A 16,331-nucleotide genomic window follows, 5' to 3' on the forward strand; every position below is an offset into this window, starting at 1 on the left:
GATCGTTCAAAGGGTTGCTAATTTCCGCCTTCCATTTAGGAAGACGAAGTTGTTTTGTAGTTATAAGCACTCAAAGCCATCATGGACTTGATACGTGCACATAGCGCTTCTACAGTAAGACCTGTTTCCTGGCGCTGTTCTTTAATAGAGCCGTGCTCCACAAAGATGTCAGGTACACCCATCAGATGTACACGAGCATCATAAATTTCATTCTCTGCGTAGAATTCTAATACCGAGCTGCCGAGACTTCCCGCTTGGCAAGCCTCTTCAATAACAACCATGTTGGTTCCAGCGTGAGCCAAATCAAGCAGCATGGAGTTGTCGAGTGGCTTCAAGAATCGCGCATTTACGACGCCCACCTGAATCCCTTCCCGCTTGAGTAAATCAGCGGCTTCTTCAGCCACTTGAACCATAGGTCCGCAGGCTACAACAGCATAACCTTCGCCTGTACGCAGTCGTTCCCATGATCCGATTGGAATAGTACGCAGTTCAGGATCCATTGCTACACCTGTACCGTTAATACGCGGATAGCGATAAGCAATCGGACCGTCATTATATTCAAGCGCCGTCTTCATCATATGACGCAGCTCATTTTCGTCTTTTGGCATCATCATCACCATATTCGGAATATGGCGCATAAAAGCAACATCGTACACACCCTGATGAGTCTCACCATCCGCACCTACAAACCCCGCGCGGTCAATGGCGAACATAACATTCGCGTTATGCCGGCAAATATCATGGACGATCTGATCATAGGCACGCTGCATGAAGGTAGAATACACCGCATATACCGGCTTCATCCCTTCCATAGCCAAAGCTGCACACAGAGTAGCCGCATGCTGCTCCGCAATCCCGACATCAATCATACGATCCGGAAATTCCTTAGCAAAAGGAAACAAGCCCGAACCTCCTGGCATCGCAGGTGTAACTGCAATCAGACGGGAATCTTCCCGACCCAGTTCGATCAGCGTCTCGCCAAATACTTCCGTGTACATTGGAGGACCCACAGCTTTAAGCGCCTGACCCGACTCAATTTTGTATGGTGAAATGGCATGTGATTTATAGAAATCGGTCTCAGCGGGTTTGTAGCCCTTACCTTTAGTTGTTAATACATGTACCAACACAGGTCCAGCCACGTTATCTGCTTGGTGGAAGGTATCAATCATCTTCTCCAGATCATGTCCGTCTACAGGACCGAGATACGTAAAGCCGAGCTCTTCAAACAATACTCCAGGTACCATCATATATTTGAGACTATTTTTTAACTGTTCAGCAGTCTTTGCTAATCGTCCTCCGATGGCCGGAATCTTCTTAAGCAGTCCTTCTACCTCGTCTTTGGCACGCAAATAGTGGCGATCTGAACGTATTTTGCTTAGATAATTATGCATCGCTCCTACATTAGGAGCAATTGACATTTCATTATCGTTCAAAATAACCATCAGCTTACGCTTCTCATGGCCAATATGGTTAAGTGCTTCAAACGCCATACCGCCAGTAAGAGCACCGTCACCAATCACGGCAATAACCTTATTGTCTTCACCCTTGAGATCGCGAGCCATCGCCATCCCCATTGCTGCCGATAATGAGGTACTGCTATGTCCAGCTTCCCATACATCATGCTCACTCTCGGAGCGCTTAACGAAGCCGCACAAGCCCTGATATTTACGAAGGGTATCGAAGCGGTCTTGACGACCAGTCAGAATCTTGTGGACATAAGCCTGGTGCCCTACGTCGTAAATCATTTTGTCACGAGGGCTGTTATAACAATAATGCAAAGCCAAAGTGAGCTCCACGACTCCCAGATTGGATCCGAGGTGCCCCCCAGTTGCTGTAAGCTTCTCAATCAGAAATCGACGAATTTCCTCCGCTAAGGTAGTTAATTCATCGACTGACAATGATTTTAGTTGCTTAGGATCATTTATTTGTGGAAGCAGCACGTATAGTTCCCCGCTTTCCTAGATGTTGTAAATTATATAAAACCCATTATAACACAAACGAAACGGCTGTCGAAATACAGCCGTTTCGAAAGTTCATAATTAGTGATCACGTGCCATTAAGTAATCTGCAATTTCCAGCAGGCGCTGGCTGTCATGAAAACCACCGTTCAGAACAGCATTTCGGGCTGTTTCTGTAAGCTGCTTCACTTCTTCTCGCGATGCTTCGAGACCGATAAAATAAGGATAGGTTACTTTATGCTGCTTAACATCACTGCCTGTTTTTTTGCCAAGTTTACCTTCGTCTCCAACCAAATCTAGAATGTCATCCTGGATTTGAAAAGCGAGTCCAATGGCTGTTCCAAATTTATGCAAAGCCTCAAGCTGCTGCTCGTTAGCACCTGCAATACGACCGCCAGCTAGTAGCGAAAAGATAATCAAATCTCCTGTCTTATGCAGATGAATGTACTTTAGCTGTGCAAGATCGGTTAGACCCTGCTCGCCTTCCATATCTGCAATCTGACCGCCAACCATACCACGAGGGCCTGCCATTTCCGCCAAATCCTCCACGATGGATAGTACACTTTCCGCAGGGACGCCAAATTTACGCGAGGCTTGTACCACACTGTAGAAAGCATGGGTCAGAAGGGCATCACCCGCAAGAATAGCGGTCGCTTCCCCGAAGACTTTATGATTCGTCAGCTTCCCGCGCCGATAATCATCATTATCCATGGCAGGCAAATCATCATGAACTAACGAATAGGTATGTACCATCTCTATAGCAGCAGCGACAGGCAGGGCAGCCTCTCGATTTCCTCCTAGTGCTTCACATGCGATAATCACCAGCAGTGGCCGGAGGCGTTTGCCCCCAGCCATAAGTGAATACTTCATGGCTTGCTGCAAATTCTCTGGAACCATCCATTGTGTGGGGAGAATAACCTCTAGTTCATGTGAGACTAGATCGCTTAAGGACGCGATGTAATCCTCCAGTGGCTGACGCACTGTTTCTCCTTCAGAGTTTCTCTCAAGCTCATGCTCAAAGCGAGTCATCGGCGTCCCCTTCCAGACGTGCACCAAACGGCTTCTTACGCAGTTCTCCGTCCTCTAGGGTAATCATTTCGATCTTACGCTCTACCTGCTCAAGCTTGCTGCCGCAAAGCTGAGATAACTTCATACCTTGCTGAAATAAATCGATGGCCTTCTCCAGGGGAACGTCGCCGTGTTCAAGCTCACGTACGATTTCCTCCAGCCGGTCCATGGCGCCTTCAAAATCAAGTTCCGCTTCCTTCGTCATCGTCTTTGCCATCCTCCTTCATTCCCCATACCTGGCAGTTCAGCTGTCCGTCATTCATCTTTATCACTACAAGATCGCCAAGCTGTACTTCGGTCAGCGATTTAATTAAATGTTCTTCTGCTTCGTCATAGACTAAGCTGTAGCCTCTCGACATAACTTTAAGAGGGCTCAGTGCATCCAGATGACGAATCTCCGCTACATAGCGAGCTCGCTTCTCCTGCAGGCGGGCCAGCATAGCACCCATCAGCTCACGGCGCATGCTTTCAGTGCGCTGACGCGCAGCGGCAACACTGCCGTGCGGATGGAACCGCTGCAGACTATGATGCAGCACAGCTTTGCGCTCGCGGGAACGGCTGAGCCGTGCATCCGCTGAGCGCTGTAGCCGCTCACGCAGCTGATCCAGCCGCTGCGTGTGCTGCATCAGCGAGCGGCGCGGGCCTGCCAGCGCCAGCGAGCGTTCCAGCCCCGCGTGACGCTCGCGTCCGCGCAGGGCGCGTCTTTGCAGCGCTTGGCGGAGCCGCTGCTGTTGCTGGCGAAGCTGCGCAGCTAGCTCGCCGGCGTGTGGCACGGCCAGCTCCGCGGCCGCTGTGGGCGTAGCCGCGCGGAGATCGGCGGCGAAATCGGCAATCGTGAAATCGGTCTCGTGGCCAACGGCCGAGATGACCGGAATCCTTGATGCCGATATCGCTCGCGCGACTTCCTCCTCGTTAAACGCCCACAGCTCCTCGAGCGAACCGCCGCCGCGGCCGACGATAAGCACGTCGGCCTCACCCATGCGGTTCAGCGCTCCAATCGCCTTCACGATCGAAGGCGCGGCGCCTTTGCCTTGCACCAGTACGGGATAGATCACAATAGCCACCTGCGGAAACCGCCGCTGGAGTGTAATCACGATATCCCGCACAGCTGCCCCCGTTGGCGAAGTAATCACGCCAATGCACTTTGGAAAGCGAGGCAAAGGGCGTTTACGCGCTTCTGCAAACAGCCCCTCTTGCTCAAGCTTGCTCTTCAGCTGCTCATAGGCTAAATATAGACTACCAATTCCATCAGGCTGCATGTGTGTGGCATAGAACTGGTACTGCCCGTCCCGTTCATATACGGTCACATTACCTCTAGCAATTACCCGAGCACCTTCCTTCGGAATAAAGGGTAGGCGCTGGTTATGAGAAGCAAACATAATCGCCTTGATCCGACTGCTCTCATCCTTTAGCGTGAAATACATATGACCGCTACCATGATGCGTAAAGTTGGAAATCTCTCCGCGAATCCATACATCCGAAAGTAAATTATCCGAGTCTAGCTTCATGCGGATGTAACGGTTGAGTTCTTTTATCGAATAGACCTGCCGCTCTGCCGCCATGAATTCCTACCCCTATTCCAAGCCGTGACGGCGTTTAGCCGCAATCAGCGTGTTGCTCATCAGCATTGTAATCGTCATCGGTCCAACCCCACCCGGAACAGGTGTGATGTATCCGGCAACTTCTTTTGCACTATCATAATCAACGTCACCCGCAAGCTTACCGTTATCCAGACGGTTCATACCCACATCAATGACAACAGCACCCGGTTTCACGTACGAAGCGTCAATGAAATTCGCGCGTCCGATCGCAACAACTAGAATATCTGCTTGACGGCTAATTTCTTGCATATTAGCTGTACGGGAATGGCACATCGTCACAGTAGCATTCTCACGTTGCAATAACAAAGATACTGGCTTACCTACTATATTACTGCGGCCAATGACTACAGCATGTTTACCAGCCATTCCTGTTCCTGTGCGTTTGATTAGTTCAATTACACCTGCAGGTGTACAAGGAAGCAGACTGTCAGCACCAATCACTAGGTTACCTACATTTACAGGGTGAAAGCCGTCAACGTCTTTCTCCACGGAGATCGCATCAATAACAGCTTTTTCCTCAATATGCTTAGGCAATGGAAGTTGAACTAGAATCCCATCAATATCATCGCGTCCATTAAGCTGCGCTACGAGAGCCAGCAATTCTTCTTGAGTAGTAGACTCATCCAGTTTATGCACTTCCGAATGGAAACCAAGGCTGATACAAGATTTTTCCTTGTTGCGAACATAAACTTGTGATCCTGGATCTTCACCTACTAGAATTACTGCCAGACCGGGCTTCACGCCACGTTTCGCCAGTTCAGCAACCTCCTGGGCAATACCAATACGAATTTCCTCAGATACTTGTTTACCACTGATGATTGCTGCTGTCATGATAGTCTCTCCCCTTTTATATACTTTACTATTGTACAAGCATAAACACCTTCGGCGTCCTTACGTGGACGGTAAGCGTTTATGCGAGAAATATAAAACATAAAGAATAGGTGAATAACTTATACTTGCTTATATTTTTAAAAATTAAGAATGGTCAGCTTTAATTGTATCGATCTCCTGGATCATCTTACCAAGCACACCGTTTACAAACTTACCGGAATCATCCGTTCCAAAATGCTTGGCCAAATCTATAGCCTCATTCACAGCAACCTTAGCCGGAACATCATTCGCGAACACCATTTCATACGCCGCAAGACGTAAAATTTGACGATCCACACGTGACAGACGGCTCATTTGCCAGCCTTTCAAGTAATGTTCAAGCATATCGTCAATTGCAACCTTGTGCTCCCACACACCGTTTACATGCTCCACCACATAGTGCTTAAGCTGAATTTCGTCCGTAATTACACGCTCTGTTTCATTCTCCTCTGAAGCTTCCTCCAGCAGCATTTCCACAGCTTCCGCGCTCTCTACATCGTTCATTTCCATCTGATACAGGCTTTGGACAATAATCTCTCTCGCTATACGTCTTTTCATGTGTTCCTCCTAAAATCTTATATCGCATTAACATCTTTACTCAAACTTCTATAACGTCGGGCAACCATAAATATAACTTCACACCTCAAGTGTGATAATAATTCAGACTTTAATCACATCGCCTATAATTATTTTAAGCCCAAATCCTTCGAATTCTATCCCTAATCCTTAGAGGATTATTGTCCGATGTCCGTTAAAGATATCTTTCACAATTAAAAAAACCGCAAAGTCTTTCTTCCAGGGGCATTGGACAACACAAACTTACGGCTTCCTGCTCCGGGAAAAAGACTATCGCGGTTCACTTGAAGGGACGCCAGCGTCCGGATAGACGCGTAATCAGCTCCTGCCACTGAAACAGGGGAGCCTCTGCGTTATCCTTTCTTTTGCCGAACGTATATCCGATGAACACTACCAGTGCAAAGAACAACATATCCCAAAAACCGCAAATTAAATATATCAAACCTAGACCAATGCCGAAAGTCACTCCGGCGATTCTACCCCCGTGACTTTCCCATACTTCTTTCCAAGACATAAGGGAAATTCACCTCTATTCCACTCGACTTTTGAAGCTTGGAGACTGCGTGAGGTTAGCAATGTATACAGACACATCAGCAACCGGAATACCGGTTGTCTCCTGCACAAAATCATGCACCTGACGTTGCACTTCTGTGGTTAGTAGCGGCAATGAATGTTCACCATCCACTACTGCGCGAATTGTAATTTCAAGGCCCGCCTGAGAAACGCGAATACGCGATTTGAGATCTCTGATTCCCTTCACTTTACCGGCAGCCTTCAGACTCAGATTCTCAATGGTCTCCACTGAAATCTGGATATCCCCATACTCTGTACGCTGATCAACAGAAGGTAAAGAAGCGCGATCACGACGCAAAGAGATGTAGAAAAATCGGATGCTCAGAAGGAACAAGACAACTGCTACTACAATTGCAGTAATATAAGCTGCTGGTCCATTCTCAATCTCCAAAGTTTTAGGAATAGCACCGCTCAAGAGGAGGATGGCAATAACAGATAATATTCCGATACTTAAGCTGTAGACAAACAGCAAAAGTCTGTCCAAAATTTTTGCCACGAGTCTCATAACCTCCTTAAATTAGAGTAAACCCTCGACTTTACTGTCGGGGGTTTATGGAAGAACGACGACTGTTATTTCACGCGAAGAACCGTTTCAGCTTCCTCGTTCTTGTCTACAGTGTTGTTGTTCTTGAATTGTACATCATGAATATGCACATTCACTTCCACAACAGTCAGACCAGTCATAGTCTCGATGGAACGCTTAACATTACGCTGAATTTCAGCAGCCACTTCAGGAAGACGGTTACCATATTCAATGATTACAGAAACATCCACTGCAGCTTCGCGTTGTCCAACCTCTACTTTAACTCCTTTAGACAAGTTCTTACGTCCGAGAAGCTCAACAATACCACCGGCGAAACCACCGCTCATGCCAGCTACACCTTTAACCTCAACGGTCGCTAAACCTGCGATCACCTCGATCACTTCAGGAGCAATCTGGATCTCACCGATTTCTGTCCGTTCGTATTCTGTCGGCAATGTACTCATTTTAGACTTCACACCTTTCAACAAAGATTCTCATAAATTCAAGCGTAAAGCACGTCTCTTATTAAACATACTATATCATTTGACGAACTTTATGACAAACAAAGCGAAGTCGTCCTAAATTTCATACTCTTCCAGAAACTTGATGTCAAAATTACCATCCAGAAATACAGGATGCTCCAACAGTTTCTGATGGAAAGGGATCGTAGTATGGATTCCCTCCACGGCAAATTCAGCCAAGGCGCGCTTCATCTTTGCAATCGCTTCCTGACGTGTGGGTGCCCATACAATCAGCTTTGCAATCATAGAATCATAGAAAGGGGAAATCGTATAACCAGGGTACGCCGCACTGTCTACACGAACACCGAGACCTCCAGGCGGCAAATAAAAGCCGATTTTACCTGGTGAAGGCATAAAATTACGTTCTGGATCTTCCGCATTGATACGGCATTCAATAGACCAGCCATTAATCACGATATCTTCCTGTGTAAATGACAAAGGATTTCCTTCTGCAACCGAAATCATTTCCTTGATCAAATCCACACCCGTAACCATTTCCGTTACCGGATGCTCTACCTGAATACGAGTATTCATCTCCATGAAGTAGAACTGTCCATCCGGTCCAAGCAAGAATTCAAGCGTTCCCGCTCCCGAATAATTCACAGCGAGTGCTGCACGAACTGCTGCATTCCCCATCGCTTCACGGATATCCGGTGTAAGTACAGAACAAGGTGCCTCTTCAATCAGCTTTTGGCGACGACGCTGTACGGAACAGTCGCGTTCACCTAAATGCACTACATTACCATGCTTATCTGCAATAATTTGAATTTCTACGTGCTTCATACCTGTAAGGTACTTTTCCAAATATACACCAGCGTTGCCGAACGCCTTCTGCGCTTCCTGTTGTGCAGCAGTAATCTGCTTCACCAATGATTCCTCGTCCTCAGCAATCCGAATGCCCTTACCCCCGCCACCTGCGGTAGCCTTAATGATAATCGGGTATCCGATATCACGACCCAGCATGACGGCTTCCTCAACATCACCTACAAGGCCATCTGAGCCCGGGATGATCGGAACTCCAGCCAGCTTCATGGTTTCCTTCGCCACAGCTTTATCACCCATACGGTTGATTGCATCTGGAGATGGCCCAATGAAGATAATATTGCAAGATTCACAAATTTCTGCAAAATCTGCATTCTCAGCTAAAAATCCATAACCAGGATGGATGGCATCACATTCTGTTAAGGTGGCTACACTCATAATATTTGTAAAGTTCAGATAGCTGTCCTTGGACGGCATCGGACCGATGCAGTAAGCTTCATCAGCCAACCGGACATGCAGTGAATCCCGGTCAGGTTCCGAATAGACCGCGACGGTGGAAATGCCCAGTTCTCGGCAGGCCCTAATAATGCGGACCGCGATTTCGCCGCGGTTGGCAATCAACACTTTTTGAATGTTCATGCGTTTCCTCCCAAAGTTTTGCGAAGCTTCCGCTCCATAAGTAATCTGCGGTATTTATTCCGGTTTAACCAAGAATAGTGGTTGACCGTATTCTACAAGCTGACCATTCTCGGCCAGTACGGACACGATTTCACCTTTAATCTCCGCTTCCAGCTCATTCATCAGCTTCATCGCTTCGATAATGCATACCGTTGTTTTCTCACCAACACGGTCTCCAACATTAACGAACGATGGCATTTCCGGAGAAGCGGCACTATAAAATGTTCCCACCATTGGAGATACAATTTTATGTAGTTTGCCTTCTGCGACGGCTTGTGGCTGCTGCGCTGGAGGAACCTCACTGATTACTGGATAGGACACTTGCTGCACGCTCTGCGGCTGCGGGGCAGGCGTAAAGGGATAGGCATTATAAGGAGTCGCCTGTACTGCTGTTCCATCAGCTTCAGGGCGATCCGGTTTGCGAATTGCAAGCTTCATTCCTTCGCTTTCGATCTCCAACTCATGTACAGAGGAGGTCTGGTCCAGCAATTTAATTAATTCCTTAATTTCGCTCAACTTGAACATACATTAGTTCACTCCTTCAGCTTTCTCTCGAAGCCACTTCTTAAGCGGACAAGATAACTTTATGTATTATATCATAAACGCTAGAAATGGAAAGAGCCCGGGAGAACCCGAGCTCTTTCGTCATTTTCCCTATAATTTCACGTCTTATTATTTCTCGGAAACGTATTGAACACTAACTTTATCCTGAGACACACTCAGTTCCTTCATTACGAGATCAACGATGCTAACCGCTTGTTTTACATCCAGCTTGTCACTCAGTACGACTACTTTATAGCTGTCCCCAGCTTCTTCCTTCACGATGGCTTCCCCATATTTTTGTTGAAGCTGTTCTTCGATGCCCGTAATTTTAGATTCTTTTTCTTCAAGGTTAAGGAGCTGTTCTTGAGCAACTGCGTTATCAGCAGGCGTCTTCTCCATATCGTTAATCAAAGCGAGTAAGTCTTGTTGGCTCTTTAGATTCTTTTGCTCACGTTCATACAGGTAGTTAGTGAACATGCTGCTCGCCGATACACTTTGTGAAGCTACTTCATCCAGGATTTCTTTATCATTCTTAGCAGGGGTTTTGGATGTTGTAGTAGCCGCTGTATCCTTAGCTGCCGTATCCTTAGTTGCTGTATCCTTAGCTGCTGTGTCCTTAGCTGCTGTGTCCTTAGCTGCCGTGTCAGAAGTTTTACTGGAGTCTTTTGCAGCAGTGTCCGTCGAAGCTTTCTCAGAGTTACCGCTGTCTGCTGCAGCTTTACTGCTATCATCCTTAACCGCTGTAGTTGCACTGTCATCAGTAGTTGCAGTAGCTGCACTATCGTCAGTGGCTGTAGCGTTATCTACAACGCCTCCATCAGCAACAACATCTCCTTGATTGACCACTTCGTTCACAACGATACCTTTGTCGCCAACCGTTGGTAATGCTGCGTTTGCTGTATCTTTTTTCAAGGAGTCTACCTGCATAGTTCCTGCTGTGTCTTTTGGAACCGATGCACCTGAATCTTCAGTAAATAAATAGTATGCCGAGAGTACAACCATCAAACTGAGCATAGAAACCAACCATATTGTTTGTCTTTTGCCGTTCATTCTTAATTCCTCCTAAAATTTAATCTAGTGGCTGCTTCGGAAGCACTCACTTCTTGACTTTCTCCTGCTACTCTTGTTTGCGTGGTACTACTGAAATGCGCTGAATTGGGACATTCAAGCCTTTTTCGATAGCCTGCTCGATAAGTCCACGAACGACTTTGTTCTCTGCACCTTTGGCAACTACCAGTACGCCGCGTACCTGAGGCTTAATCCGCTTCGTCACAATAGGTGTTTCATCACCCGATTGCGAGTAGGTTACGATTTCGCCATCCCTCGTATATTGTGTCGTGTGACGTTTTCCACCACTGGCATCCGTCTCCTCACTAAGCTGCTGGGAGTCGTTCATATTTCGCACCACGACAATTTCTTCCGTGGATTCCACAGTGACCATGATATCAACGGTACCGACACCAACGATTTTTTCCAAAATCTCCTTCGTCCGGTTCTCCAGTGTCTGTTCAATACTCTCGAACGAGTTAGTAGCTCCAGGATCACTCTGTACCAGCGCCGTTTGGGAGGACTGATTCAGCGGTGGCTCACGCCCCGTATTCTCGTTATCAATCTTCTTCACATTGACGAAGGAATTAAACAGCATAATCGCTGCGCCCAGCAGACCCAGAATGATTAGCCAGCGAAAAGTATGACTTCTCTTCGGACTGCCAGCCCCACCCCCAGCCCATTGCTCCAGCTTTTTCAGCCAATTGCCCACTCCTATCCCTCCTAACATTGATAGTTTAGAAGCTACAGACTCATAACTTGACGTTATTCACAACGCCGCCATCCACTTGGATTACTTCGGGATCCAAATCCCATTTTTGTTCCAACATCTTTACGATGGACTCCGTTTCACTTGAAGTCGTGTTATTTTCTGTTACATTTCCGTTCACTGCTTTGGGCTCATCTGCAGAAGCTGATCCACTCTCTGGATTTGTACCGATCTTTACTTCTACAGGCTCTACAGGAGCGATTGCAATCGGCGGAGCAGCGGCTGCGCTGGAATTACCTGAAGCCCCTATGGAATTAGCTGTTGCTTGGGACATTGAGACCTTCACTGCAGAGATGACAGGAATATCTTCATTACCGGAGCCGCCGGATTTCCCCATGCCGAGCGTTACAGTGACATTAACCCCGCGTTTGCCGGTCTCGCTGATGATCTGCTCCCTCATTTGCTCAGCAACCTCTTCTGCGGCCAGCTTTAGGCTTTGATCCTGTCGCCCTTGTGCAAGCTTTTGACCATCTGCCAGAATCTTTTCCAAAGAGGGATCTCCACTTCCCCCTCCTGTGAATAAGCCTCCCTCTTTCTCCTGACGCCCCATGGCTATACTCAGCTCGGCTATTGCGTCACCTTTAAGGAGAGAAACGATCGGGCTAAGCATGGTAAGTAAGATCAGGAGGCTCAGCACCAGCCTTGCATAACGCTCCATGGATTTGCTTGGGAGCAGTAATTCAACGAAAGATGCAAGCAGCACGACAAGTATGATCTCTCGTAGCCAATCGCCCAACCAGCTCATCGTTTCCCTCCTAAAAGTTTTGTTAGCATAGCCTTCAGAGAATTTCTTCGTACTAAACTAGCTTCGTAAGCACCCGCTAAGTTTTGTTAGCATAGCCTTCAAGCTCACCTCATCATGACGGTTAAATTGCCAGCGGTTAGCATGATCGTGACGGCCATAAAAAACATTAACGATACAGCTGCCAAAGCAGCGAATACGTACACCATGCTTTTTCCGATGGTCTGGAGGCAGACCACAATCGGCGTCTCTCCTAATGGCTGCATTACAGCAGCAGCTACATTGTAGATCAGAGCAAGCACCAGAATTTTGATCGCCGGAAAAGCGCAAAGGAACAAAATGATGATCACTCCGGATAGCCCAATAGCGTTCTTCACCAGGAGTGAAGCTGAGATCACTGTGTCTGTTGCATCTGCGAACATTTTTCCGATGACCGGAACAAAGTTGCCTGTAATATATTTAGCGGCCCGGATCGTAACACCATCTGTCACTGAACTCGTAATTCCCCTGACTGAAATCACACCGAGGAACACAGTGAGCAGTACTCCTAGTAATCCGGCTCCGATATTTCTTAGCAGATTCGCCAACTGGGTCAGCTTGTATTTCTCCGACAATGCACTTACGAGATGCAGCACCGCCGAGAAGAATAATAGTGGAAAGACAACGGTGTGGATCAGTGTGCCAACGGTATGAATCATAAAAACAATTAGTGGATGTGTGACCGAGACGGTAACAATGTTCCCCATGGAAGCTAGTAACGCGAACAGTAGCGGAATCATGGCCATCATAAAATCAATCATCCGGTCGATAGCATCCTTCGCATAACCTATAGCGATATTGAAGCTGTTCACGGCAATAACGAGCACTACCATATAACAGAGCGTATAAGCCACCTTGCTGACCGTTTTTCGCTCAAAAGCGGTTTGTAGCGTCTCCAGTATCATGCTGAGCACACTGACCATGACAATCGTGACCAGCAGCCTTCCGTTGTACAGCACCTCATGCCACATAAATCCAAGAAGCCCGGATAATACACCTTGTAAGCTGAGTCCCTTATCCCCTGGAAGCAGCATGTCCATAAGTGATGGTGTTGCCCCGTCTGGAAAAAAACCTCCGTAATCCTTCATCAGTTGATCCCAGTACGACTCCACCTTATCTGTTGGCAGATTGTTCACCTGACCCTTGACCCACTGGTCTACTGGGGAGGAGTTCCCCGATCCAGGTGCTGGAGTTGCTGGAGAAGCTATGGCCACCTGAGCTGTACCTGCAAACCATAGAATGAAGAAGCATGGAAGCAGCAACAGTATTATTTTTAATTTTGGAGGACGAAAAACACTGCACTTTTGCATAACTTCTCCTCCCTAATCGTTGCTTAGCTTCCTTCAATTGCTTTAAGCAGGTAGCAGCTTCATGACCGTTTCAATAATGATGCTGATAATGGGTACAGCTAGTACCATAATGAGGACTTTTCCGGCGAGCTCTATTTTGGAAGCAATCGATTCCTGCCCTGCATCACGCACAATCTGTGCTCCAAATTCAGCGATATATGAAATTCCGATGATTTTGAACACGGTCTTCAAATAGATCATTTCCATCCCCGATGACTCTGCCACCCGCTCCAGTGTGGAAAGTATCATTCCAATCTTGCCGATTAGAAACAGGAAGATCAGAATCCCTGTGGCAGTAGCGAGGAGAAAGGCAAACATCGGTTTTTGTTCCTTCAGCACGAGAATCAATATGGTCGATATCAGCCCTATTCCAACAACTTGAATGATCTCCATAGCACGCCTATTGAAAAAGAAAGATCGTTTTTATTTCCTGCAACAGTCCGTCCAGCATTCGAATAACCATAAATAGCACAACGACGAACCCGATCACGGTAACCCAATGTGCGAAATCTTCTTTTCCCATCTGTTTAAGCACCGTGTGTATCATGGCGATAATTATGCCAATGCCGGCAATTTGAAAAATCGCATTGACTTCAATATTCATTCCTGGCACCTCGCTAAAAGATCAAAATGACGATCAATGCTCCAAGCAGCAGACCCAGGCTTTTACTCAATTTTTCATATTTGCCTTGATCCTCTCTGGCCACCGACTCCTCCTGCTTCAATTGCTGCAATGCTAACGCGATATGAGTGCTCTGATTGGACCTATCGCTTGTACCGAGAGTACAACTGAGCTGGCGGAGAATCTCTTTTTCTGTCCCCTTCAATGCGGTAGACTTCCAATGCGAGTCCATAGCCCTCTGAATGGCATCCTGGGCACTTCGATCATGGGGCGGGCTCATCTCCTCAGCTGTTTTAATAAACAATGTTTTGAGCGGTTCCTTAGACTGAATCCCAATACGCCTCATAGCTTCAGGCAATGGGGTAAATCCGTACATAATTTCTGTTTCCAGCCGCTGTAGCGCTGCTATCAAGCCTCTGATATGTCTTGGCCTGTCTGCATATTGTTTTGCAAATTGGAGCCCTGCTAGCGTACCAGCCAGCACAATCAGAACGGCACCGAATAGCTTAAGCATGTAAATCACCACCTAATCGATCCACGGGTGAGATAAGAAGTAATCCGCGTTTCTGTCCATCCAGAACACGAAAGGAGAGCCCTGCTTCTGAGCGATGCAGAATGACGTATCTTTCGAACATTTTTTGTTCCAATAGCCCGCCAAGCCCGGGTCTACGAGCCAGTTCTATTACTTCTTTACCGTGAGCCGAAGCAACGACTGATATTCCAGCATGCAGCGCTTCAGTGACTGCTTCAGCGTCTTCAGGACGACCAATCTCATCAGCGATCAATACATCCGGTGACAAGGAACGAATCATCATCATCATGCCTTCAGCTTTGGGACAGCCGTCGAGGATATCTGTGCGCGGACCAACATCAAAGGCGGGAATCCCGCGTCTACTTCCGGCAATCTCAGAACGTTCATCGACAATCCCCACCTTCAAACCGGGTCTTCCGCCTTCACGTTTCCCCAAATCTCCTAAGGAGATTTGTCTTGCGATATCGCGAAGAAGAGTTGTCTTCCCGTGCTGTGGAGGCGAGAGGATCAAGGTGTGCATCATTCGCTGCCTCCCCTTGTCCAGCAGATAAGGTAGCACTTTATCCGCGACTCCGGGAACCTCACGGGCTATGCGGACATTGAAGCTTGTAATGTCGCGTAGATGCTCCACACCACCACCACTCAGCACCGTCCGACCAGCAAGTCCTATTCGATGGCCGCCAGGAATCGTAATAAATCCCTTTCTCAGCTCTTCTTCCATCGTATATAATGAATGGTTGCTGATCAGATCTAGCAGTCTATGAGTGTCCTCCCGATCCGGCCTATAGGCTTCTTCCGGCCTTTGCGTTACGCTGCCATTTGCTCTAAGAAAGTGATATTTACCTGAATAGTTAATCTCCAGCGGACGACCTTCACGGACCCGAATCTCTTCCACCATTCCAAGTAGCGGAAGGGGAAGGCACTTTAATAGTGCTCTTACTTTTTCAGGAAACAATTGCAACCAATCATCTGCCATACAAAGTACCCCCAAGTTGTCCTCTATCTAATTGCTTTATTCCATATTTATGCTTGTACGCGCTCAATATGCCTATCATCTATCATTTTTTTAGAATCCCGATTAAGAGAAAGGCTACACCGCAACCGACCCAGCCCAGTTTGCTCCAGGACAACTGCTGAGCCATCCCTGTAAGTCCGATCGCTGTCGTCAATATCAAGATCGTCGGGCCTACCAAAGCTAGTCCAGAATTGACTGCAAGCGCCTTGTCTACCTGATTCAACCGCAGCATAATCAGTGCAGCTATAATCTCCGCACTACCCGAGAACAGCCGAAGAGTCGCCATCCAGCTTACATACTTGTCCAATCCACTCCACTCCTAACTTTTACTATTTCACACAGAATGATATTCAGGGCTGGTTTGTCCTTCTCTTATCCATGGATATGCGATAATTACTCACTTTAGACAAGGAGAAATGACAGAATTGCAAGTCCAACTGTGAAAGAGTTCATAGTACACACCTATATAAATAAATATAATCAGTACGATAAAATTATTTTTTTACGAACACTTCCATCTGTGGTATCCTTGTTAATTGGAAA

The 16,331-nt window shown here is 47.2% G+C and carries 20 protein-coding genes; all 20 read right to left on the reverse strand.

Annotation, left to right across the window (positions count from 1 at the left end; all coding sequences use genetic code 11):
• Nucleotides 1-35: 35 nt before the first annotated feature.
• On the reverse strand, nucleotides 36-1,940 hold the full coding sequence (dxs, locus tag MKX41_RS16085; protein WP_076284485.1) for a 1-deoxy-D-xylulose-5-phosphate synthase: 1,905 nt from the start codon (nucleotides 1,938-1,940) through the stop codon (nucleotides 36-38).
• 99 nt (nucleotides 1,941-2,039) lie between these two features.
• Entirely contained in the window at nucleotides 2,040-2,987 is a 948-nt protein-coding gene (locus MKX41_RS16090; protein ID WP_076284484.1) for a polyprenyl synthetase family protein, read from the reverse strand.
• On the reverse strand, nucleotides 2,974-3,231 hold the full coding sequence (xseB, locus tag MKX41_RS16095) for an exodeoxyribonuclease VII small subunit (RefSeq protein ID WP_042129807.1): 258 nt from the start codon (nucleotides 3,229-3,231) through the stop codon (nucleotides 2,974-2,976). Before xseB ends, MKX41_RS16090 begins: the two co-directional genes overlap by 14 nt.
• Nucleotides 3,209-4,588 (reverse strand): exodeoxyribonuclease VII large subunit, encoded by a 1,380-nt coding sequence (gene xseA, locus MKX41_RS16100; RefSeq protein ID WP_340971811.1) that lies wholly within the window; start codon nucleotides 4,586-4,588, stop codon nucleotides 3,209-3,211. The genes xseB and xseA overlap by 23 nt, the downstream gene beginning before the upstream one ends.
• A gap of 12 nt (nucleotides 4,589-4,600) precedes the next feature.
• Nucleotides 4,601-5,458 (reverse strand): bifunctional methylenetetrahydrofolate dehydrogenase/methenyltetrahydrofolate cyclohydrolase FolD, encoded by an 858-nt coding sequence (gene folD, locus MKX41_RS16105; protein WP_042129810.1) that lies wholly within the window; start codon nucleotides 5,456-5,458, stop codon nucleotides 4,601-4,603.
• A 144-nt stretch (nucleotides 5,459-5,602) separates the two neighbouring features.
• Nucleotides 5,603-6,055, reverse strand: coding sequence for a transcription antitermination factor NusB (nusB, locus tag MKX41_RS16110; RefSeq protein ID WP_042190451.1), 453 nt, complete (start codon nucleotides 6,053-6,055; stop codon nucleotides 5,603-5,605).
• Nucleotides 6,056-6,353: 298 nt separating this feature from the next.
• Nucleotides 6,354-6,587 (reverse strand): DUF2273 domain-containing protein, encoded by a 234-nt coding sequence (locus tag MKX41_RS16115; RefSeq protein ID WP_042190453.1) that lies wholly within the window; start codon nucleotides 6,585-6,587, stop codon nucleotides 6,354-6,356.
• Between the two features lie 15 nt (nucleotides 6,588-6,602).
• Nucleotides 6,603-7,142, reverse strand: a complete 540-nt coding sequence (gene amaP / locus MKX41_RS16120; RefSeq protein ID WP_042129814.1) for an alkaline shock response membrane anchor protein AmaP — start codon at nucleotides 7,140-7,142, stop codon at nucleotides 6,603-6,605.
• A gap of 74 nt (nucleotides 7,143-7,216) precedes the next feature.
• Nucleotides 7,217-7,633, reverse strand: a complete 417-nt coding sequence (locus MKX41_RS16125; RefSeq protein WP_042132343.1) for an Asp23/Gls24 family envelope stress response protein — start codon at nucleotides 7,631-7,633, stop codon at nucleotides 7,217-7,219.
• 114 nt (nucleotides 7,634-7,747) lie between these two features.
• Nucleotides 7,748-9,091 carry an acetyl-CoA carboxylase biotin carboxylase subunit gene (accC, locus tag MKX41_RS16130; RefSeq protein ID WP_042190455.1) on the reverse strand — a complete coding sequence of 448 codons (1,344 nt, stop codon included), beginning with the start codon at nucleotides 9,089-9,091 and terminating at the stop codon, nucleotides 7,748-7,750.
• 54 nt (nucleotides 9,092-9,145) lie between these two features.
• A complete protein-coding gene (gene accB, locus MKX41_RS16135; RefSeq protein WP_042190457.1) occupies nucleotides 9,146-9,655 on the reverse strand; it encodes an acetyl-CoA carboxylase biotin carboxyl carrier protein in 510 nt (169 codons plus the stop codon).
• Between the two features lie 147 nt (nucleotides 9,656-9,802).
• Nucleotides 9,803-10,723 (reverse strand): SpoIIIAH-like family protein, encoded by a 921-nt coding sequence (locus tag MKX41_RS16140; RefSeq protein WP_149646746.1) that lies wholly within the window; start codon nucleotides 10,721-10,723, stop codon nucleotides 9,803-9,805.
• A gap of 67 nt (nucleotides 10,724-10,790) precedes the next feature.
• Nucleotides 10,791-11,432: a stage III sporulation protein AG gene (gene spoIIIAG / locus MKX41_RS16145; RefSeq protein ID WP_042190462.1), complete on the reverse strand. Its 642-nt coding sequence runs from the start codon at nucleotides 11,430-11,432 to the stop codon at nucleotides 10,791-10,793.
• Nucleotides 11,433-11,472: 40 nt separating this feature from the next.
• Nucleotides 11,473-12,234 carry a stage III sporulation protein AF gene (spoIIIAF, locus tag MKX41_RS16150; protein WP_052404383.1) on the reverse strand — a complete coding sequence of 254 codons (762 nt, stop codon included), beginning with the start codon at nucleotides 12,232-12,234 and terminating at the stop codon, nucleotides 11,473-11,475.
• 104 nt (nucleotides 12,235-12,338) lie between these two features.
• Nucleotides 12,339-13,580 (reverse strand): stage III sporulation protein AE, encoded by a 1,242-nt coding sequence (gene spoIIIAE / locus MKX41_RS16155; protein WP_076299515.1) that lies wholly within the window; start codon nucleotides 13,578-13,580, stop codon nucleotides 12,339-12,341.
• 42 nt (nucleotides 13,581-13,622) lie between these two features.
• On the reverse strand, nucleotides 13,623-14,012 hold the full coding sequence (gene spoIIIAD / locus MKX41_RS16160) for a stage III sporulation protein AD (protein ID WP_042129828.1): 390 nt from the start codon (nucleotides 14,010-14,012) through the stop codon (nucleotides 13,623-13,625).
• 7 nt (nucleotides 14,013-14,019) lie between these two features.
• On the reverse strand, nucleotides 14,020-14,223 hold the full coding sequence (gene spoIIIAC, locus MKX41_RS16165) for a stage III sporulation protein AC (RefSeq protein WP_036682849.1): 204 nt from the start codon (nucleotides 14,221-14,223) through the stop codon (nucleotides 14,020-14,022).
• 13 nt (nucleotides 14,224-14,236) lie between these two features.
• Nucleotides 14,237-14,755, reverse strand: a complete 519-nt coding sequence (spoIIIAB, locus tag MKX41_RS16170; protein ID WP_042190466.1) for a stage III sporulation protein SpoIIIAB — start codon at nucleotides 14,753-14,755, stop codon at nucleotides 14,237-14,239.
• A complete protein-coding gene (spoIIIAA, locus tag MKX41_RS16175) occupies nucleotides 14,748-15,749 on the reverse strand; it encodes a stage III sporulation protein AA (RefSeq protein WP_340971832.1) in 1,002 nt (333 codons plus the stop codon). The genes spoIIIAB and spoIIIAA overlap by 8 nt, the downstream gene beginning before the upstream one ends.
• Nucleotides 15,750-15,831: 82 nt before the next feature.
• Nucleotides 15,832-16,095, reverse strand: coding sequence for a YqhV family protein (locus MKX41_RS16180; protein WP_371915730.1), 264 nt, complete (start codon nucleotides 16,093-16,095; stop codon nucleotides 15,832-15,834).
• Nucleotides 16,096-16,331 lie beyond the last annotated feature (236 nt).

Source organism: Paenibacillus sp. FSL R5-0475 (genome assembly GCF_038004585.1).
Classification (GTDB): Bacteria; Bacillota; Bacilli; order Paenibacillales; family Paenibacillaceae; genus Paenibacillus_AQ.